General features: G+C 71.8%; 17 protein-coding genes. 11 read left to right on the top strand and 6 right to left on the bottom strand.

What is annotated here, in order from left to right; genetic code table 11:
- The first annotated feature begins 10 nt into the window (after positions 1-10).
- The 8 genes from BMZ45_RS03365 (at position 11) to BMZ45_RS03330 (ending at position 11,667) form a co-directional block, all read left to right on the top strand.
- Entirely contained in the window at positions 11-907 is an 897-nt protein-coding gene (locus BMZ45_RS03365; RefSeq protein ID WP_091632411.1) for a DUF58 domain-containing protein, read from the top strand.
- Entirely contained in the window at positions 907-1,362 is a 456-nt protein-coding gene (locus BMZ45_RS03360; RefSeq protein ID WP_091632408.1) for a DUF4381 domain-containing protein, read from the top strand. Before BMZ45_RS03365 ends, BMZ45_RS03360 begins: the two co-directional genes overlap by 1 nt.
- Before the next feature lie 11 nt (positions 1,363-1,373).
- Positions 1,374-2,378 carry a vWA domain-containing protein gene (locus BMZ45_RS03355; RefSeq protein ID WP_254776517.1) on the top strand — a complete coding sequence of 335 codons (1,005 nt, stop codon included), beginning with the start codon at positions 1,374-1,376 and terminating at the stop codon, positions 2,376-2,378.
- Complete coding sequence (locus BMZ45_RS03350) at positions 2,375-4,099, top strand: tetratricopeptide repeat protein (protein ID WP_091632403.1); 1,725 nt, start codon at positions 2,375-2,377, stop codon at positions 4,097-4,099. The genes BMZ45_RS03355 and BMZ45_RS03350 overlap by 4 nt, the downstream gene beginning before the upstream one ends.
- A gap of 14 nt (positions 4,100-4,113) precedes the next feature.
- Positions 4,114-5,814: a BatD family protein gene (locus BMZ45_RS03345; protein WP_091634022.1), complete on the top strand. Its 1,701-nt coding sequence runs from the start codon at positions 4,114-4,116 to the stop codon at positions 5,812-5,814.
- A gap of 45 nt (positions 5,815-5,859) precedes the next feature.
- Positions 5,860-7,191: a dicarboxylate/amino acid:cation symporter gene (locus BMZ45_RS03340; RefSeq protein WP_091632400.1), complete on the top strand. Its 1,332-nt coding sequence runs from the start codon at positions 5,860-5,862 to the stop codon at positions 7,189-7,191.
- A gap of 197 nt (positions 7,192-7,388) precedes the next feature.
- A complete protein-coding gene (tkt, locus tag BMZ45_RS03335; protein ID WP_091634019.1) occupies positions 7,389-9,389 on the top strand; it encodes a transketolase in 2,001 nt (666 codons plus the stop codon).
- Positions 9,390-9,489: 100 nt separating this feature from the next.
- The gene (locus tag BMZ45_RS03330) at positions 9,490-11,667 is read left to right on the top strand and encodes a tetratricopeptide repeat protein (protein WP_091632397.1); all 2,178 of its coding nucleotides are present in this window, start codon (positions 9,490-9,492) and stop codon (positions 11,665-11,667) included.
- A 9-nt stretch (positions 11,668-11,676) separates the two neighbouring features.
- Here the strand turns inward: BMZ45_RS03330 and BMZ45_RS03325 are convergent, their stop codons facing one another.
- A complete protein-coding gene (locus BMZ45_RS03325; RefSeq protein ID WP_091632394.1) occupies positions 11,677-12,153 on the bottom strand; it encodes a hypothetical protein in 477 nt (158 codons plus the stop codon).
- Between the two features lie 303 nt (positions 12,154-12,456).
- On the opposite strand from BMZ45_RS03325, the gene BMZ45_RS03320 reads away from it, so the two are divergent.
- Positions 12,457-12,795: a hypothetical protein gene (locus tag BMZ45_RS03320; protein ID WP_091632391.1), complete on the top strand. Its 339-nt coding sequence runs from the start codon at positions 12,457-12,459 to the stop codon at positions 12,793-12,795.
- A gap of 51 nt (positions 12,796-12,846) precedes the next feature.
- Here the strand turns inward: BMZ45_RS03320 and BMZ45_RS03315 are convergent, their stop codons facing one another.
- From BMZ45_RS03315 to BMZ45_RS03305, 3 genes are all read right to left on the bottom strand, one after another.
- The gene (locus BMZ45_RS03315) at positions 12,847-13,956 is read right to left on the bottom strand and encodes a COG3904 family protein (RefSeq protein WP_091632389.1); all 1,110 of its coding nucleotides are present in this window, start codon (positions 13,954-13,956) and stop codon (positions 12,847-12,849) included.
- 172 nt (positions 13,957-14,128) lie between these two features.
- Entirely contained in the window at positions 14,129-14,821 is a 693-nt protein-coding gene (locus BMZ45_RS03310) for a hypothetical protein (protein ID WP_091632386.1), read from the bottom strand.
- A 159-nt stretch (positions 14,822-14,980) separates the two neighbouring features.
- Positions 14,981-16,918: an acetyl-CoA hydrolase/transferase C-terminal domain-containing protein gene (locus tag BMZ45_RS03305; RefSeq protein WP_091632383.1), complete on the bottom strand. Its 1,938-nt coding sequence runs from the start codon at positions 16,916-16,918 to the stop codon at positions 14,981-14,983.
- A gap of 85 nt (positions 16,919-17,003) precedes the next feature.
- Here BMZ45_RS03305 and BMZ45_RS03300 point away from each other — a divergent pair, with 85 nt between their 5' ends.
- Together BMZ45_RS03300 and BMZ45_RS03295 are read left to right on the top strand one after the other, a co-directional pair.
- Positions 17,004-17,375, top strand: coding sequence for a BlaI/MecI/CopY family transcriptional regulator (locus BMZ45_RS03300; protein WP_056179358.1), 372 nt, complete (start codon positions 17,004-17,006; stop codon positions 17,373-17,375).
- A complete protein-coding gene (locus BMZ45_RS03295; protein ID WP_091632380.1) occupies positions 17,362-19,044 on the top strand; it encodes a TonB family protein in 1,683 nt (560 codons plus the stop codon). The genes BMZ45_RS03300 and BMZ45_RS03295 overlap by 14 nt, the downstream gene beginning before the upstream one ends.
- Before the next feature lie 33 nt (positions 19,045-19,077).
- On the opposite strand, the gene BMZ45_RS03290 is transcribed toward BMZ45_RS03295, so the two are convergent.
- Positions 19,078-19,698 (bottom strand): ATP-binding cassette domain-containing protein, encoded by a 621-nt coding sequence (locus BMZ45_RS03290; RefSeq protein WP_091634016.1) that lies wholly within the window; start codon positions 19,696-19,698, stop codon positions 19,078-19,080.
- Positions 19,699-19,709: 11 nt separating this feature from the next.
- Positions 19,710-20,402, bottom strand: a complete 693-nt coding sequence (gene modB, locus BMZ45_RS03285; protein WP_091632377.1) for a molybdate ABC transporter permease subunit — start codon at positions 20,400-20,402, stop codon at positions 19,710-19,712.
- Between the last annotated feature and the right edge of the window lie 6 nt (positions 20,403-20,408).

Below are 20,408 nucleotides of genomic sequence, written 5' to 3'. Positions count from 1 at the left end.
GGGGCGACGCATGAGCGACGGCATCGTCCCCAGCCTGGCCGAGCTGGTCGCCTTGCGCGCCGCCGTCGGCGGGCGCCGCGGCGCCCGCCTGGGCCGGCACGGCGTGAGCGGGCATGCGCTGTCGCCCCTGCGCGGGCGCGGCATGGAATACGCCGAGTCGCGCGAATACTCCAACGGCGACGACGCCCGCCACATCGATTGGCGCCTGACCGCGCGCACCGGACGCGCCCACACCAAATTGTTCCAGGCCGAGCGCGAGCGCCTGAGCCTGATCGTCGCCGATACCTCGCCGGCCTTGTATTTCGGCACGCGCGTGCGCTTCAAGTCGGTGCAGGCTGCGCGCGCGGGTGCGATCGCGGCCTGGGCCGCGGCGCGCGACGGCGACCGCATCGCGGCCTTGCGCGGCAGTCTGCGCGAGGCGCCGGTGCCGCCGGCCTCGGGCCCGCGCGGCGCCTTGCGCGCGCTGGACGCGCTGGTGCGCTGGTACGCGCGTCCGCCCGAGGACGACGCCGGGCTCGCGGTCGCGCTGGATCACGCCGAGCGCCTGCTGCGGCCGGGTTCGCGCCTGGTGGTGCTGGCCGACCCGCGCAGCCTCGCGCTGGTGCCGGAACGGCGCTGGCCGGCGCTGGCCCAACACCACGAAGTGATCGTGCTGCTGCTGACCGATCCGCTGGAACACGCGCCGCCGTCGTCCGCTCTGGCCTTCCGCAGCGGCGAACGCCGGATCGAACTGGACCTGGGCGTGTCCGCGCAGCGCCAGCGCTGGTCCCAGGAGTTCGTCGCGCCGGTCGCGGCGGCGCTGGAAAAACTGCCGCTGCGCGGCGTGCGCGCACAGGCCCTGTCCAGCGACGCGCCCAGCGAATCCTGGCTGCCCCTGCTGGGCCGGGCCCGGCCGCTGGTGGCGTGATGGCCGACCCGACCCTGCTGCTGCGCGATGTGCACGACAGCGCGGCGCCCTCGTGGTGGCCGCCGGCGCCCGGCTGGTGGATGGTGTTCGCCGCGGTGGCGCTGATCGCCGCTGCGGTGTGGTTCCTGCGCGCGCGCCGCCTGCGCAAGCGGCGCACGGCCGAGCGTTTGTTCGACGACGCGATCGCCGCCGCGGTCACACCGGCGGCGCAGGTCGCGGCGATGTCGGAGCTGCTGCGCCGCGCCGCGCGCCGGCGCGACGGCGCGGCCGATCGTCTGCAGGGCGAGGACTGGCTGGCCTTTCTCGACCGCGGTGCGAAGTCGGCGCAATTCGTCGAGGCCGCGGGCCGGCTGCTGCTGGACGGCGGTTTCCGCCGCGACGTCGATCCCTTGCACGTCGAGGCCCTGCGCGAGCCGGTGCGCGCGCGCTTCCTCGAACTGATGGGCGTGCGCTGATGGACGCGCTGATGCGAGCGCTGAGCGATGCGCGCGATGTGTTCGCCTGGCCGTGGTGGCTGCTCGCGCTGCCCTTGCCGTGGCTGGCGCGCTGGCTGCTGCCGGTCGCGCGCGACGGCTCGGCGGCTTTGAAGGTGCCGTTCGGAGAGCGCCTGGACGCGGTCGCCGCGGTCGGCGGCCACGGCCTGCGCGGGCGCGGCCCGGGCTGGCTGATGTGGGCGACGTGGATCCTGCTGTGTGTGGCCGCCGCGCGCCCGCAGCAGCTCGGCGACGCCGTGCAGCCGCCGCAGGTGGGACGCGATCTGATGCTGGCGCTGGACCTGTCGGGCAGCATGCGCGAGCCGGACATGGAGCTGGGCGGGCAACCGGTGGACCGCCTGACCGCGGCCAAGGCGGTGCTGTCGGACTTCCTCGACCGCCGCGTCGGCGACCGCGTCGGCCTGCTGGTGTTCGGCCGGCGCGCCTACGCGTTGGCGCCACTCACCCTGGACCGCGCGACGGTGCGCGACCAGCTCGCCGACAGCGTGGTCGGCCTGGCCGGGCAGGAGACCGCGATCGGCGATGCGATCGCGCTGGCGGTCAAACGCCTGCGCACCCAGCCGGCCGAACAGCGCGTGCTGATCCTGCTCACCGACGGCGTCAACACCGCCGGCGCGATCGAGCCCAAGAAAGCCGCCGAACTCGCACTGGCCGACCAGGTGCGCGTGCACACCATCGCCTTCGGCGGCGACGGCGCGCTGTCCCTGTTCGGCATCAAGCTGCCGATGCCCGGCGCTGGCGACGACATCGACGAGACCACCTTGCGCGCGGTCGCCAAGCAGACCGGCGGCCGCTTCTTCCGCGCCCGCGATACCTCCGAGCTGGCCGGCATCTACGCCGAGATCGATCGCCTGGAACCGATCCGGCGTCCGGGCCAGGCGGTGCGTCCGCGCATCGAACGTTACGCCTGGCCGCTCGCGGGCGCGTTCGTGCTGGCGCTGCTGGCGTTCGCGCTGCAAGGGAGGCGACGCGCATGAGCGAGTGGCTGAGCGCGTTCTCGCAGTTGCATCTGCTGCGGCCGCATTGGCTGTGGGCCTTGCTGGCGCTGCCGGTGCTGGCCGTGTGGTGGCGCGCGCGCCGGCGTCGCGCCAATGCTTGGCGCGACGCGGTCGATCCGCATCTGTTGCCGCACCTGCTCGAGTCCGGGCAGGACCGCCGCACGCGCTACGGCCTGTGGCTGGCGATGCTCGGCGGGGCGCTGGCCGTGCTCGCGCTGGCCGGCCCGAGCTGGCGCCAGACCGAACAGGCCTTGTGGCAGAGCCGCGCGCCGCTGGTGATCGCGCTGGACCTGTCCAGCGCGGCGCTCGCGGCGGATCTGCCGCCGTCGCGCCTGGCCCAGGCGCGCGCCAAGATCGCGGCCCTGCTGCGCGAGCGCGACGGCGGGCAGGTCGGCCTGGTCGCTTACGCTGGCGACGCTTTCACGGTTGCTCCGCTTACCGACGACGCCGCCAACGTGGCGCTGTTCCTGGACGCGCTCAGTCCCGATGTGATGCCGGTCGATGGTCAACGCGGCGACCGCGCGATCGCCTGGTCGGCGCGGCTGTTGCGGCGTGCCGGCTTCGAGCGCGGCGACATCCTGCTGCTCAGCGACCACAGCGATGCGCGCACCCGCGCGGCCGCGGCGGAAGCGGCGGGCGAGGGCTATCGCGTGTCCGCGCTCGGCCTGGGCAGCGTCGCCGGCGCGGCGATCCGGCGCGGCGACGGCAGCATCGTCGGGGTCAAGCTCGATCCCGGCTCGCTGCGCGATCTGGCCGCGGCCGGCGGCGGCGCCTATGCGGCCGTGACCGGCGGCGACGAGGACCTGCAGGCGCTGGGCGTACTCAAGCCCAAGCCCACCGACGCCACCGCGGCCAAGGGCGAGAAGGGGCGGATCTGGCAGGACGAAGGTTATTGGCTGTTGCCGCCGCTGCTGCTGCTCGCGCTGTTCGCGTTCCGCCGCCGCGGCGCGCTCGCGGTGCTGCTGCTGTGCGTGTGGTGGCCGCTGCAGCCGGCGCGCGCCGCCGATCTGTGGCAGCGCCCCGATCAGGTCGAGCACAAGCGCATGCAGGAAGGCAGCCGCGCCTACCGCGGCGGCGACTACCCGCGCGCGGCGCAGCTGTTCCGCGGTTCCGACACGGCCGACGCGCACTACAACCTCGGCAATGCGCTGGCCAAGGCCGGGCAGTACCCGCAGGCGATCGCGGCCTACGATCGCGCGCTGCGCCTGCAGCCGGGCATGCCCGACGCCCTGGCCAACAAGCGCGCGGTCGAGGCGGCGATGAAGCGCAAGCTGCCGCCGCAGGACAAGTCCAAGCAGAACCAGTCCTCGCAGGGCGGCAAGGGCCAGCCCCAGCAGCCGCAGCAGGATCCGCAGCAGGGTCAGCAGAAACCGCAGAAGCCGGCCCCGGGCCAGCAGAAACCCGAGCGCGACGAGTCCGCCTCCAAACCCGAGCAGGATCCGGCTGCCGCGGCCAAGGCCCAGGAGCAGGCCGACCGCGCCCAGCGCGAGCGCATGCAGCGCGCGCTGCAGCAACGGCCGCGCGGCGAGCAACCGCCGCAGGCGCGCGCGCGCGGCAAGGAAACGCCGCAGCAGCGCGAGATCCGCATCGCCAACGAAGCCTGGCTCAAGCGCGTGCCCGACGATCCGGGCGGGCTGCTGCGCGAGAAGTTCCGTATCGAGCACGAACGCCGCCAGGTCCTGGGCGAGCAAGGAGATTGACCGCGATGCCGCGCATGCCGTCCTTCCACGTCCGCACCGCCGCCGCGCTCGCGCTGTGGCTGCTGTGCGCCGTCAGTTTCGGCGCGATGGCGCAGCCGCGCGCCTGGCTGGATCGCGACAGCATGAACGCCGGCGAGACGGTCACGCTCAACATCGAGACCACCTCGCTCAGCGGTGCCGGCCCGGACTACGCGCCGCTGGCCAAGGACTTCGAGGTCAGCAACAACACCAGCCGGCGCTCCTTCGAGCGCAGCAACGGCCAATTCGTCACCCGCTCGCTGTACGGCGTGGCGCTGCGTCCGCGTCGCGACGGGCGCCTGACCGTGCCGGCGCTGAGCGTGGGCGGCGAGCGCACTTCGCCGCTGACCTTGGTGGTCGCGCCGGTGGCCGCGCGCGCGCCGGCGCGCGCGGGCGACGACGTGTTCATCGAGAGCGAAGCCGACGACGCCGATCCCTATGTGCAGCAGGCGGTGGGCTGGGTGGTGCGGCTGTACTCGGCGGTGCCGATCGTGGCCGGCCAGCTCGACCAGCCGGCGCCGGAAGGCGCCTCGTTCCAGCGCGTCGGCGACGACGCTCAGTACTCGCGCGAGCTCGGCGGGCGCCGCTACAACGTGGTCGAGCGCCGCTATCTGCTGGTGCCCGAACGCAGCGGCGAGGTCACGGTGCCGGGCGCGCGTTTCGAGGGCCGCGGCGCGCCCAGCTTCTTCGATGACATGTTCGGCAGCAACGGCGACAGTCTGCGCACCGCCGCGGCGGCCAAGCGCCTGCAGGTGCGCGCGATGCCGGCCAACGCGCCGCAGCCGTGGCTGCCGTTGCGCGATCTGCAACTGCGCTACCAATCCGCGCCGCAGGACCTGCGCGCGGGCAGCGCCGCGACCCTGACCATCGAGGCCAGCGCCGACGGCGCCACCGCCGCGCAGCTGCCGGAGCTGCAACTGCCGCCGATCGACGGCGTGCAGGTGTTCGCCGAACCGCTGCAGTCGGACGAGAACTTCGTCAACGGCCGCCCGCGGGTCAAGCTCACGCGCAAGTTCTCGCTGGTGCCCTCGCGCACCGGCGACGCGCGCCTGGACGGACTGCGCCTGAGTTGGTGGGACGTGGGCAGCGGCACGGCGCGCACCGCGCAGTTGCCGGCGCTGAGCTGGAAGATCGCGGCCGCCGACGGCTCGAAGCCGGCACCGCTGCCGACGCCGGCCGCCGATGCCAAAGCCGCCTCGACCGCCTCGCCGATCGCGGCGATCGCCCAGGATCCGGCCGCGCGCTGGTGGGCGCTGGCGGCGCTGGTGTTCGCGGCGCTGTGGCTGGCGACCCTGGTCTGGGCGCTGCAGCGACGCGCGCATCCGGCGCCGGCACGCACCGGCGCGGCGGCCTTGCCCGCGGCCACGGGGGAGGGCGCCGCGCCGCCGATACCGAGCTCGGGCCGGCGCGGCTCGCTCAAGCAGGTGCTGGACAGCGGCGATTTCGGCGAGGTCGCGGCCGCGCTGTGCGCGCTCGCGCAGCCGCCGGCGGCCGACGTCGACGAACTGATCCAGCGCCTGGACGATCCCGCTCAGCGCGCCGCTCTGCAGGCCATGCAACGCGCGCGTTGGGCCGGTGGCGACGGCCCGGCTGCGCGTGCGCAATTGCGTGCCGCGTTCGCGCAGGGCCCGCGCTGGCGCGCCACAGCCACGCACCTCGCCTCGCCCTTGCCGCCGCTGTACCCGCCGGGACGGTGACCGGGCTGGTGTACTCTTTCCGGCTGACGCACCCGGGAGTACCGCATGAGCCACGCCAGCCTGCCTGACGCCACGCCGTCCAAGGGCATCCCCCTGCACATCAAGGTGTTGATCGGTTTCATCCTGGGCGCCGTGATCGGCCTGGTCGCGCACTTCGTCGCGCCGGGCTCGCCGCTGGTGCTGGGACTGGTCGGCTACGTCGCGCAGCCGATCGGCCAGATCTTCCTGGCGCTGCTGTTCATGCTGGTGCTGCCGCTGATGTTCTCGGCGCTGGTGCTGGGCGTGGCCGAACTGGGCGACGTCGCCAGTCTCGGCCGGCTCGGCTGGCGCACCCTGCTGTACACCGCGGTGGTGACCCTGATCGCGGTCGCGATCGGCCTGCTGATGGTGAACCTGATCGGACCCGGCCACGGCCTGGACCGCGCCATGCTCGACCAGGCCATGGCCCAGGGCGCGCAGAAGGCCGGCGAGATCGCCGCCACCGGCCAGCAGATGGATTTCATGAAGCTGCTGCTGGGCATCGTGCCCAAGAACGTGGTCGCCGCCGCGGTCGACGACAAGCAGAAGCTGGGCGTGATGTTCTTCGCCCTGATGATCGGCATCGGCCTGGTGATGACGCCGACGCCGGCCACCAAGGCCTTCAAGACCGCGCTGCAGGGCCTGTTCGAGATCTGCATGCGCCTGATCGGCATGATCATCAAGCTGGCCCCGTACGCGGTGGCCTGCCTGATGTTCGCCCTGTGCGCGCAGTTCGGCTGGGAGCTGCTGCTGGTGCTGGGCAAGTTCGCCCTGACCGTGATCCTGGCGATCGCGGTGCACATGTTCATCGTGCTGCCGCTGTGGGTGAAGTTCGCCGGTGGCATGAGCCCGCGCGCGTTCTTCCGCGGCAGCGAGGAAGCCCTGCTGACCGCGTTCGCGACCGCGTCCTCGACCGGTACCCTGCCGATCACCCTGCGCGTGGCCGAGCAGAACCTGCACCTGCCGCGCAAGGTCTCGCGCTTCGTGCTGACCGTGGGCGCCTCGGCCAATCACCACGGCACCGCGCTGTTCGAGGGCATCACCGTGCTGTTCCTGGCCCAGGCCTTCCAGATCGAGCTGACCCTGGTCCACCAGGTCATGGTGCTGGGCCTGTGCCTGCTCGGCGGCATCGGCACGGCCGGCGTGCCGGCCGGTTCGCTGCCGGTGATCGCGATGATCTGCGGCGTGCTCGGCATCCCGCCCGAGGGCGTGGGCATCATCCTCGGCGTCGACCGCTTCCTCGACATGTGCCGCACCGCCCTCAACGTCACCGGCGATCTGGCGACCGCGGTGGTGGTGGCCAATCGCAGCGGCGAACTCGCCGACGAGGCGCCGGAAGCGCCCGAAACCGTCGCCTGAGCCCGGCGCCGCCGTCCGGCGGCGTTCAGCCAGGATGCGCAAAGCCCGCTACGGCGGGCTTTGCCGTTTTCGGGCCCGGTCCGCGCCGATCCGGCGCGACAGGGCGGCGCGCGGATGGGACAATGGCCGGTCCGCCCGGCTGGTCCAGCCGCTCGCGCGGGCGCCTCCCGCCTCCAGAAGACCCCGTGCCCGACGCCATGACGACGCCCAGCCGCCGCGACCTCGCCAACGCCATCCGATTCCTCGCCATCGACGCGGTGCAGGCCGCCAACTCCGGTCATCCGGGCATGCCGATGGGCATGGCCGACATCGCCGAAGTGCTCTGGAACGATTACCTCAACCACAATCCGAACAATCCGAAGTGGTTCAACCGCGACCGCTTCATTCTCTCCAACGGTCACGGTTCGATGCTGCAGTACGCGCTGCTGCACCTGGCCGGCTACGACCTGTCGATCGAAGAGCTCAAGCGCTTCCGTCAGCTCGAGTCCAAGACGCCGGGCCACCCGGAAAACTTCATGACCCCGGGCGTGGAAACCACCACCGGTCCGCTCGGTCAGGGCTTCGCCAACGCCGTCGGCATGGCGCTGGCCGAGAAGCTGCTCGCGCAGCGCTTCAACCGTCCCGAGCTGGCCGTGGTCGATCACCGCACCTGGGTGTTCATGGGCGACGGCTGCCTGATGGAAGGCATCTCGCACGAAGCCGCGTCGCTGGCCGGCACCTGGGGCCTGGGCAAGCTGGTCGCGTTCTGGGACGACAACAAGATCTCGATCGACGGCAACACCGACGGCTGGTTCACCGACGACACCCCGGCCCGCTTCGAGGCCTACGGCTGGCGCGTGATCCGCAACGTCGACGGCCACGATCCGGTCGAGATCAAGACCGCCATCGACACCGCGATGGCCAAGACCGACAAGCCGACCCTGATCTGCTGCCGCACCACCATCGGTTTCGGTTCGCCGGCCAAGGCGGGCAAGGAGTCCTCGCACGGCGCGCCGCTGGGCAAGGACGAAGTGGTCGCCACCCGCGAGGCCCTGCAGTGGCCGCACCCGGCGTTCGAGATTCCCGAGCCGATCTACGACGGCTGGCGCGCGCGCAGCACCGGCCAGGTGCGCGAGGACCAGTGGAACCGTCTGTTCGACGCCTACGCCGCGCAGTACCCGAACGAATCGGCCGAACTTGTGCGCCGCTCGCACGCCGAACTGCCGCAGACCTTCGCCGCCGATGCCGACGCCTACATCGCCAAGCTGCAGGCCGACGGTCAGACCATCGCCTCGCGCAAGGCCTCGCAGATGGCGATCGAGACCTTCGCGCCGCTGCTGCCGGAACTGATCGGCGGCTCGGCCGACCTCGCCCATTCCAACCTGACCCTGTGGAAGGGCAGCAAGTCGGTCGCCAGCGACGACCCGAACGCCAACTACATCTACTTCGGCGTGCGCGAGTTCGCGATGACCGCGATCAGCAACGGCCTCAGCCTGCACGGCGGCTTCATTCCCTACGACGCCACCTTCCTGGTGTTCAGCGACTACGCGCGCAACGCCGTGCGCATGAGCGCTTTGATGGGCGCGCACGCGATCCACGTCTACACCCACGATTCGATCGGCCTGGGCGAGGACGGCCCCACCCACCAGCCGATCGAGCATCTGGCCAGCCTGCGTTACATCCCGCACAACGACGTCTGGCGTCCCTGCGACGCGGTCGAATCGGCGACCTCGTGGCGCGCCGCGATCGAGCGCAAGGACGGTCCGAGCTGCCTGATCTTCTCGCGCCAGAACCTCACCCATCAGCCGCGCAGCGACGAACAGCTCAAGCAGATCGCGCGCGGCGGCTACGTGCTGCGCGACAGCGAGGGCGCGCCCGAGCTGATCCTGATCGCCACCGGTTCCGAGGTCGGTCTGGCCACCCAGGCCGCCGACGCGTTGGCCGCCGACGGGGTCAAGGTGCGCGTGGTGTCGATGCCGTCCAGCGACGTGTTCGACCGCCAGGACGCCGCCTACCGCGAATCCGTGCTGCCCAACGCGGTGCGCAAGCGCGTGGCGATCGAAGCCGGCGTCAGCGATTTCTGGCGCAAGTACGTCGGCCTGGACGGCGCCGTGATCGGCATCGACAGCTTCGGCGCGTCGGCGCCGGCCGAGGCGCTGTTCCCGCACTTCGGCTTCACGGTCGAGCGCGTGGTCGCGGCGGCGAAGGCGCTGGTCTGAGCTCAGGGGCCGCGCCGATGAGGCTGCCGGCACCGATGCTGTCGAACGCGGGTCGCGCAACGCGACCCGCGCGGGCCGATGTTCCGCAAAGGCGCGGCGGTTGACCGCGGCCCCGGCCCGCACGCCCCGCTGGCCGCAAGCGCGGCGCCGGCCTTACGCGCTGGCCGCGATCTGTTCCGCGCTGTTTCTGATCCTCGTCGGCGCCGCGTCGGCCGCGCCGCCGCGGGTGCTGTGCGACGCCGCGCCGACACCGCGGCCGCTGCCGGATCCCGCCACCTGCCCGCGCCGGCTCGGCCTGCCCGTCGGCGCCGTCGCGCCGACCGCCGCATCCACCGCCACGGGCTTGCTCGCGCAGGCGCGCGAGCGCATCGGCGGCGGGCGCTTCGACGAGGCCGCGCAGGCGCTGGATTGCGCGGAGGCCAGCCTGGGCCGCGACGCCGATTGGTCCTTGCACTACGAACTGGTGCGCCAGCGCGGCATCCTCGCCTATCGGCGCGAGCTCATCCCCGAGGCGCTGAGCCGTTTCGAATGCGCGCTCAAGCTCTCGACCGCGCACGAGGATCGCAGCGCGGTCGCGCGCGATCTCAAGAACGTCGGCAGCGCGCTGCGCCGGCTCGGCGATTTCCGCGGCGCCCTGCGCACGCTCACCGCCAGCCTGCAGATGCAGCGCGCCCAGGGCGAGGTCGGCGGCGCGGTGCTCAACAACATCGCCGACGTCTACCGCGAACTCGACGAGCCCGACGAGGCGACCCGCCATTACCGCGAGGCCCTGGTCGCGTTCCGCGCCCAGAACAACCGCGTCGAAGCCGGGCACGTGCTGGAAAGCCTGAGCGAGCTCAGCCTGGACCGCGGCGACGCGGCGCAGGCTCAGCGCTGGCTGCAGGAAGCGTTGCAGACGTATCGCGAGGCAGGCAACCGCGCCTACGAGCTGCGCGTGTACGCCGGCCTGATGCGCACCGCCTTGTCGCGCGCCGATCTGGCCCAGGCGCGGCAGTGGCGGCAGGCCGCGTTCGCGATCGCGGGCGAACACAAGTTGAGCCTGCCGGCCAGCCTGCAACTGCAGATCGCGCGCAGCGAGCGCCTGGAGGGCCGCGCCGATGCGGCCGCCGAACGCCTGCGCGCGGCGATCGCGGCGCTGCCCGAAAGCGGTGTGGAACGCATCGCGCTGCTGGAAGAGCGGTCGCTGGCGCAGGAGGCCGCGGGCGATCGCGGCGCAGCGATCGCCACCCTGCGCGACGCCCACGAGCAGGAACGCGTGCTCAGCCGCGCGCAGCAGGATCGCCAACTGGGCTGGCTGCGCACGCGCTTCGAAACCGCCGAACGCGACCGCACCATCGCCGCGCTGGAAACCGAGAACCGGTTGCGGCGCGGCGAACTGCGCCAGCGCACCCTGCTGTTGTGGCTGACCCTGGCCGCGAGCCTGGCCGCGGCGCTGGCGCTGGGCCTGCTATGGATGCGCCGGCGCCAACGCGCGCGCCTGCTCGAGGCCGAGCGCGAGGTGCGCGAAGAGGAGGCCTTGGCGCGCTACCGGCGCGAGACGGAGGCGCTGGCCGAGGACCGCAGCCTGCTGCAGGCCCTGCTCGACAGTCGCCAGGACGCGGTCTGCCTGATCGATGCCGAGGGCCAGGTGCTGGCCGCCAATCGCGCCGCCTGTGAACTGCTCGATGCCGATGCCGCGTCGCCGGTGGGCCAGGCGCTGGGCGATTATCTGGGCGAGGCCGATCGCGAGGCCTGGACGGCGGCGCTGGAAGGCATGGAGGACGCCAGCGAGCAGACCCTGGCCTGCGCGCGCCGCGACGGCGCGATCCGCCTGCAGGCCCGGCTCACGCCCTGGCTGCGCGGCGACGGTCTGATCGTGCTCGGGCTGCGCGAGGATTGCGCGAGCGCGGCCGCCATGACGGGTTTGTCCGAGGTCGCGGCGAACGCCGACGATTCCGATCACGACGCGCACCTGCGCGAGGACTTCCGCCGCACCCTGGTCGAGCTGATGCTGGCCGTGGTCGAGACCTGGGAGCGCAGCACCGGCAGCAGCCGCCTGGAGCTGGCCGAGCGCAGCCGCATCTGGCGGGTGACCGTCGACGACGGCCGCCTGCGGGTGCGCGCGATGGAGCGTTATCTGAGCCTGTCGCGGCTGCCGCGGCGGCCGCGCTGGCGCGACGTGCTGCGCTCGGCCTACTACGTGCTCAGCCACTGCACGATGACGGCCCAGGAACGCGAGGACCTGCAGCGCCGCGTCGACGCGGCGCTGGCCTACACCCGGCGCCGCGCCCTGGTCTGAGGCCCCGCCTCAGCGGTCGGGCAACAGCGGCTCGGCCTCGACGCGGTTGTCGACGCAGACCACGCACACGCCCTGCAGATTGCCGTCCTTGAAGCGGTAGAGGTCGTGGTGGTCGCCGTTGTCGGGGCTGAAATCGACCGGCCCCTGCACGAAGGGCACCGCCTGCGCCGCGGGATCGGCGGATTTGACGCCCAGCGCCGAGCATTGGTCGTGCGCGGCCTCGTTGGCCCAATACCACTCGTCGACGATGCCGCAGGTCTTCTCCGGCACGCAGTAGGTCGCGCCGGCCGTGCCCAGCAGCGGCGCGTGCTCGGTGCGGTACTGCGCCAGCGCCGCGGGCGTGATGCTGAAGGTGCTGACGATCTTGGGCGAGGTGTTCGGGTCCAGGCACCACTTCTTGTTCTTGGCCAGGGGGTCGTGGGCGTGGGCGCCGGTGGCAAACAGCAGGCTGAGGCTGAGCAGGCAGAGCAGCGGTTGGCGCGTCATGGCTCGGTCACGGTAGGTGGATGGCCCGCTCAGTGTAGGCGCCGCCGCGCCCGCGGCTCCAACGGTTTCGGGGGCACAAACGGGGTACGAATCCGCGCCAAGCGATTGATTCTTCGAAGCATCGGCGCGATTCGTTCCCGCCGCGGTCCGGTTTGGTCCCGTGCGCGTACTGGCCGCCGGGCGGCCCCGCTCCTAGCGTGATCGGACCCGGTCGGCCGCCGATCACGCGATCGCAGGGCCGGCCCCGGGACCCGCAACCGTCCAATGCCGCCGTCGCCACGGCGGTCCCACCTGGAGATCGCTATGAAGCTCAAGCTGTTCAACCTGGCCCTGATGACGACCGTGCTGCTCGGCGCCAGCCTCGCCTCCGATCCCGCCGGCGCCGCCAACGGCGTGCCGGGCCGGGTCATCCACGACCGCGACGATCCGGTCGGCCCTAGCACCGGCACCTGGCGCGGCAGCTACTACACCCAGTACACCGTGTGGGGCGACGGCATCGAACACATCGGCGAGATCGGCACCACCTTCCGCACCGGGCACGAGGTCTTCGGCAACTCGTACCAGAGTTGCCACAACGCCCTGGTCGCCGAAATGAACGCCGTCGGCGGCGTGGCCGGCTGGACCGACTGCTCGCCGCTGTAACCGTTTTGGGGGATCGTCTCGGGGGATCGCGCGCCGTCCCCGCGGCCGCGATCAGCCGGCGGGTCGTTCGCCGCGCACGGTGACGCGTGTCGGCGGCTCGTCGGTCTCGAGGCGGCCCGGATACCGGTCGTACTCGGACATGGGGCTGTCCTGCGCGCAGCGCGCGTCGGGGAAGCCGTAGCGCTGGCGCAGCGCCAGCCCGCATTCGGCCATGGCCTGGAAGGCCTGGCCGACCTGCATGCACTGCTTGTCGAAATCGCGCCGGAACGCGTCGCGCCGACGCATGAAGTCCTCGCCGCACTTGCGTCCCACCCGGATCCGGTCGAGATCGTCCTGGGCCGCGTTGGTGCCGGCCAGGCCGTACTCCTTGAGCTCGGCCTCGCTGAGGATGCGCAGGTCGCGGTTGGCCACCGTCATCATCTGATCGGCGACCGCGGTGGCCACGCCGTTGCGCTCCAGATAATCGCGCACCTGGGTGTTGATGGCCTTGAGCTCGGCGCTGAGTTCGGCGCGCGAGGTCGCGGTGGAGCGATCGCGGATCAGACGGTGGATGCCGACCTTGCCCGAGATCGAACGGGTATCGCCCGCCGCCAGCACCAGCACGCAGGCGCTGTGGCACTGCGAATCCTCGCGGATCCAGATCGCCCAGCGCGATTCGGCGATCGAGTCGCCGGCGCGGATCGCCTCTTCGACATGGCCGCCGGTGGAATCCAGGTCGAGGATGCGGGTCGGGATTTCCATGCGATCGGCCATCGCCGCCACGCGCTGGACCAGGGCGGTGAAGCCGGCGCCGATCTTGCCGCGGTAGCGCACCCGCACCATGCCCTGCGGCTGGCACGCGCGCAACGCATCGACCAGGCTGAAGAACTCCAGCGAGGTCAGCGCCTCGCCGTCGCCGTGCTGGGCGTAGTCGTACTCGCAGCTGATCGAGGCCTCGCCGGAATCGAGCTTGGCCGGCGGCCAGTAGGTGCCCTTGAGCGCGTCGGCCTTGGCCGGCGCCTGGTCGTCGGCGGGAGCGGCGGAGCGGTCGCCGGACTGGTCGCCGATGGTGACCGCCTCGGCGCGGGCCGTCGCATCGTCGCCGTTCGCCGGCCGCTGGCAGGCCGTGGCCAACAGGCTCAGTGCCAGCAGACCCGATGCGAACAGCCACCTCTTCGACATGCCTTGCTCGTCCTGGTTACGGTTGCGGCCGGCGCCCGCGCGGCGGTCGGCACGGGATTGGACCGCGCGGCCGGCGCCGAGTTTCGGCGGCCGACCCGCTCATGATCGCGCGCGCCGGATGAACGCGAGCGTGATTCCGGGTGGCGTGGACGGCGGCGCCCGGTGTGTCGCCTCAGGCCGCCGGTCGCGGCGTGTCGTAGCGCTTGAAGTAACGATGGTGGCGCAGATGGTCGTGCTGCTGGCCGATCCCGAAATAGGCCTTGCCGCCGCGGCGCCCGGGCTGCAGGCAGGGCAGTTCGTGTTGCGCGTCGGGGTTGTTGGTGTAGTAGGCCGGGATCTTGTCGACGAAGCGGCTGAGCATCTGCGGGCCGCATTCCACGCCGTCGTAGCTGTCGAAGCCGAAGCGCGGATGACCGATGTTGAAGTCGTCCACGCAGACCACGCCGTTCTCGATCAGCGACAGCTCGTGTTCCAGCGGCCAGGCGTCGTACCAATGCGCGTCCAGGTAATACAGCGGGCAGCGGAACTGGTCGCGGAACTTGGCGATCAGCTCCGGCGAGTCCAGCTTCTCCACGTGCGTATGCGGCATGAAGCCGACCCGGCGCTTGACCAGATCGACGTAGCGGTCGACCACGTCGCAAGTGACGATGTTGAGGTGCGGGTAGGCGCGCGCCAGATACTCGGTGGTGTCGCCGACGTTGGAGCCGGTCTCGATGATGGCGTCGCACTGGTAGCGTTCGATCAGATAGTCGAATTCCAGCGCGGTGGTGATGTCGAAGCCGAACGGCCCGCCGTCGTCGCTGAGCTCGGCCGCGCCCAGGCGCATGGTGCGGTAGAAATGCTTGTAGACGTTATCCGACGACATCCGCGAGGCGCTCCCTGAAACACGGTCAGTGACCGAAGTATATGCGGCGTCCGCCCCCGCTTCCTGTGCGAGCGGCGGCAGCCGCGATCGCGAAGCCGACCCTGGCCGCGCCCGCCACGACCAGCGCCGGCATGCGTTCCCTGGCGTGCGCCCGACCGCTCAGGGCGCGCGCGTCTCGCGCAGGCCCAGCGCCAGCAGCCGTGCCAGCAGGCGTTCGCCCAGGCCCGAGGGCGCGGCCAGGTCCATGCGCGCCAGCGCCTCGGCGTCGTCGCTGCGCGCGCCGGTCAAGGCGCGCGCGATCGTGGCCAGCTTGCCGCTACGGCTGGCGGTGGCGGTTTTGAGCCAGCCCAACGCACGCACCAGGCGCTGTTCGACCGCGCTGAAATCGCTGCCCAGCGGATAGTCGGGCAGCAGGCCGTCGCGGCGCAGCGGCGCCAGCGCCGCGCGCAGGTGCTCGGGCGTGTTGTGCCGCGCCGGCGCGGCCATGGCGTAATCGGCGCGCAGCTTGCCCTCGCGGCGCGCGGTGTCGAGCAGACCGCCGCGGTAGCGCGCGTCGGCGATCGCGGCCATGGCCAGCACGCAGTCCTCGTCGGCGCGGCCGCGCAGGTCGGCGATGCCGTACTCGCTGATGTAGATATCGCGCAAGTGGCGCGGGATGGTGGTGTGGCCGTAGTTCCAGACGATATTCGAGCTGACCTGGCCGCCGGCCTCGCGGGTCGCGCGCAGCATCAGCACCGAGCGCGCATCGGGCAGCGCGTGCGCCATGGCGACGAAGTTGTACTGGCCGCCCACGCCCGAGACCACACGGCCGTCGGCGAGCCCGTCGGACACCGCCGCGCCCAGCGCGGTCGCCATCATGCAGGTGTTGAAGAAGCGCGCATCGCGGCGTTGCAGGCGCTCCAGCGCCTCGTGACCGCCGTAGAGCTCGTTGACCTCGCTGATCCGGCGCATGCCGATGCCGCGGCGCTGCTCGTCGGGCAGCCGGCGCAGCCAGTCGTAGAACTCGGGCGAGCCCAGATAGAAGCCGCCGTGCAGGTATTCGCCGTCGCGTTCCAGCGCGGCACGGTCGGCCTCGTCGGCGCTGCCGTCGGCGAGGCGGAGCATCAGCGCTTCGTCGTCGACCACCTTGCGTCGGATCACGCCGACCTCGACCAGGCGCCGGAAGCCCTCGTTGATCATCTCGCTGCAGCCGTACAGGCCGATCGCGAACGGAGCCAGATCGGCGCGCGCGGCCAGGGCCGGATCCAGCGCGGCCAGCACGCGCCGGTAGCCGGCGTTGTCGGCGTGGCGCAGCGCCAGCGCGTGGCAGAGCGCGTCGGCGAGCGCGCCGATGCCGATCTGCAGGGTGCCGCCGTCGCGCACCAGGGTGCTGGCGTAGAAGCCGATCGCGTAGTCGGCGTCGGTGACCGGCTGGCGCGGCAGGCCGAACAGCCTGGGATGCGGGCCGGGCGGGGTCAGCACCACGTCGAAGTAGTCCTCGGCGACGGTGGCGCTGCCGCCCAGCCAGGGCAGTTCCGGGTCGACCTCGGCGATCAGCAGCGGCCGCGGCAGGCCGCGCGCGACGATCGCATCCACCGCGTCCTGGGTCAGGTCGGTGTTGCACGACAGCGACAGGCGGCTGTCGCCGTCGCGGCGCGCGACCTTCTGCACGATCGCGTTGACGCCGCGGTCGGCCAGCGCGCGCGCGACGTGGGTGTAGTTGAGGCTGGCGTAGCGTTGCTGCGCCGGCGGCGAATGCAGCAGCGCGCCGGACTGCAGATAGAACTCCTCGATCTCGATATGCGCGGGCAAGGCGTCGCGCTTGAGCGCGCGCACATAGCTCAGGCGCGGAAAGTCGTCGCCGAAGTGGCGGCTCGCGAACGGGCCGATGAAGCGGCCCTCCAGGCCTTGGCCGGCGCCGGGCGGATCCAGCGACAGCGCGGTGTACAGATGCAGCGGCCGCGAGGGGTCGGCTTCGGCGCGCGCGTAGATCGCGTTCAACAAGCGGTGCGGCTTGCCCAGGCCCAGGGGCGCGCCCAGATGCAGCGGGCCCTGGATGCGGGCGTAGAGAAAATCGACGGCGTCGTCGAGGCGTTCGTAATGGGCGGGTGCGGTCATGGCCCGGAGTATCGCATCGCCGCGGTGGCCGGCTTGACAACTTCGATTACGGGTGTAATCTCAAGAAAAATTACGGATGTAAACGATGCAGATCAGCGAAGCCGAATCGGTGGTGATGGACGTGCTCTGGCGCGAGCATCCGCTCGCCGCCGAGGACGTGGTCGCGGCCCTGGCCCAGCGCCAGGACTGGCAGGAGGCGACCATCAAGACCCTGCTCAACCGGCTCTTGAACAAAGGCGCCGTGCGCGCCGAGAAGCAGGGCCGGCGCTATCTCTACGCGCCGGTGCTCAAGCGCGAGGACTGGGTGCTGGAGGAGAGCCAGGGTCTGTTGCAGCGTCTGTTCGACGGCCGGGTCGCGCCGCTGGTCGCGCACTTCAGCGAGCAGCGCAAGCTCAGCCGCAAGGACATCGCCGAACTGCGCAAGTTGCTGGAGGAGCTCGACGATGAGCAGCGTTGATATCGCCGCCGTCCTGTGGGAAACCGCACTGGCGAGCAGTTTCGCGATCGCCGTGGTGCTGCTGTTGCGGCGCCCGCTGCGGCGCGGCTTCGGCGCGGCCGCCGCGTACGCGCTGTGGGCGCTGGTGCCGGCGGCGGTCGTGGCGGTGCTGTTGCCGGCCGCGCCCGCGCGCATGCCGCTGGCCTTGCCGGTGCAGGCCATGGTCCAGGCCCCGTTGACGGTGGCCGCGCCGCAGGCGCCCGGCATCGCGCCGGCCGACACGGCCCTGGCGATCTGGCTGGCCGGCGCGCTGTTGGCCCTGGCCGCGCTGGCTTGGCAGCAGCGCCGTTTCGTACGCGCGCTGGGCGTGCTGCGCCCGCGCGCCGACGGACTGCGCCAGGCCGATGCGGTGGCCGGTCTGCCGGCGGCGATCGGTTTGCTGCGGCCGATCATCGTCGTGCCAGAGGATTTCGAGCGGCGCTACAGCGTCGAACAGCAGGCGCTGATGCGTGCCCACGAGCGCGAGCACATCGCGCGCGGCGACCTGGCGCTCAACGCGGCGGTCGCTGCGCTGCGCTGCGTCTACTGGTTCAACCCGCTGCTGCACTACGCCGTGCGCCATTACCGCCACGACCAGGAACTGTCCTGCGATCAACGCGTGATTCGCCGCCACCCGCAGGCGCGTCGCGCCTATGGCGAAGCCATGCTCAAGACCCAGCTGGCCTCGCGCCCCGTGCCCCTGGGCTGCCATTGGGGCCACAGCCATCCGCTCAAGGAGAGAATCGAAATGCTCAAGCACGCCAACGTATCGTCGAAGCGCTGGATCTCGGGCGGCGCCCTGGTGGCTCTGCTGGCGGCAGCCACCGGCGCGGCCGCCTGGTCGGCGCAGCCGCAACGCGCGCCGGCCGCCGCGGCCGCGTTGCCCGACGGCTATGCCCTGCTGAAGTTCGAGGTGAGCCTGGACGGCGGCGACCCCAGCAGCTTCCGTGTGCTCGAACGCTACGGCGAATCCTTCGGCGTGAGCGGCGAAGAAGGCGGTTCGACGTGGTCGCTGCAGGGCCGGGTATCCCCGCTGGGCGAAGGGCAGTCGCTGCTGGTGGCCTCGCTGCAACGCGACGGCAAGCCTGTCGGACAACCGCGCTTGACGGTGCGCAACGGGCAACCGGCGCGCATCAGCATCGGCAGCGTGCGCGGATCGAGCAACGCCGAAGTGCTGCAAGGCATCGACATGACGGTGACCGTGAGCGCCGCGGCAGACGCGCGGCCCGTGGTCCAGCCGCGACCGATGGCCGAACCGCGGCCCGCGGCCAAGCCCGCGCCGACGCCGGTCGCCAACCCGCGCGCGCAGACCATCGAGCTGACCGCCGCGGCCTATGGCGCGCTGTCGCCGCCGCCGTACCCGAAGGGCCGCAAGGTCAACGGGCGCGTGCTGCTGGAAATCCAGGTCGGCAGCGATGGCGGCGCGCAGCAGGTTCGGCTGGCGCAAAGCTCGGGCGATGCCGAGCTCGATGCCAGCACCGTCGAGGCCGCGCGCAAGTGGCGCTTCCAGCCCGCGACCCAGGACGGCCGGCCGGTGGCCTCGTGGGTGCAGGTGCCGGTCGATTTCGCCGCCACGTCCGGTCCGACCGCGGCGGCGCCGTTCGACGCGGCGACGGTCGCCCTGGATCCGATCCAGGTGACGGACGAATGATCGCGGCCGCGTAGCGACGCGCGTCGAAGCGGCTTAGCCGACGATGTGGACTTCGTCGGCGATGCGGCGCACTTCGTCGGGGTAGTGGCTGACGTAGATCATCGGCAGGGCGACCTCGTCGCGCACGCGCTGCAGGTAAGGCAGCAATTCGTCGCGACGGTTCATGTCCAGCATCGACAGCGGTTCGTCCAGCAGCAGAATCTGCGGCTGCGACAGCAGCGCGCGGCCCAGGGCCACGCGTTGCATCTCGCCGCCGGACAGTCCGGCGGTGGAGCGCGGCAGCAACGCGCCTATGCCCAGCAGTTCGACGATCGCCTGCAGCTGGAAGCGCGGGGCGACGCGCGCCTCGCCGCGCAGCCCATAGAGCAGGTTGCGGCGCACATCCAGATGCGGGAACAGGCGCGCGTCCTGGAACACGTAGCCGATCCGGCGCCGATGCGCGGGCAGGTCTATGCCGGCCTGGGCATCGAACAGGCAGCGCCCGCCGATCTCGATGCGGCCGCGCTGCGGCCGCAGCAGGCCGGCGATGGCGTGCAGCAGCGAGGTCTTGCCCGCGCCCGAATCGCCGACCAGGGCGATCACGCGCTGTTGGCTGCGGATGCTCACGCTGCGCTCGAACACGCCCCGGCGTAGCGTGAAATCCAGCACGTGCAGTGGCGTCGCGCTCACGCGGCGCGCTCGCGACGCTGGCGCTGCACCAGCCATTCCGACAACAGCACCGCGCCGAACGAGATCGCGACCGCGACCACGGTCAGCCGCCACAGGCCGGACTCGGCGCCGGGCACCTGCAACATGCCGTAGATCGCCGAGGACAGGGTCTGGGTCTCGCCGGGGATGTTCGACACGAAGGTGATGGTGGCGCCGAACTCGCCCAGCGCCTTGGCGAAGGCCAGCACTGCGCCGGCGATCACGCCGGGTAGCGCCAGCGGCAGGGTCATGCCGAAGAACACCCGCCACGGATTCGCACCCAGGGTGGCCGCGGCCTGCTCCAGGCGCTGGTCCACGGCTTCGATCGACAGCCGGATCGCGCGCACCATCAGCGGAAAGCCCATGATCGCGCAGGCCAGCGCGGCGCCGGTCCAGCGGAACGCGAAGCTCAGGCCGAAGCTGTCGGACAGGAAGCGGCCGATCGGCCCCTGGTTGCCGAACAGGATCAGCAGCACATAGCCGGTGACCACCGGCGGCAGCACCAGCGGCAGATACAGCAGCGCGTCGAACAGCAGCTTGCCCGGGAAGTTCTTGCGCGCGAGCAGCCAGCCCATCGCCACGCCCAGCGGCAGACTGCACAACACCGCCACGCTGGCGACCTTGAGGCTGAGCGCGATCGCGGTCAGTTCGGCCGGGCTGAAATCGAACATGCGCCG

The sequence above is a fragment of the Lysobacter sp. cf310 genome (assembly GCF_900114355.1).
Taxonomy (GTDB): domain Bacteria; phylum Pseudomonadota; class Gammaproteobacteria; order Xanthomonadales; family Xanthomonadaceae; genus Lysobacter.
This window is presented reverse-complemented; position numbering and strand designations above follow the sequence as displayed.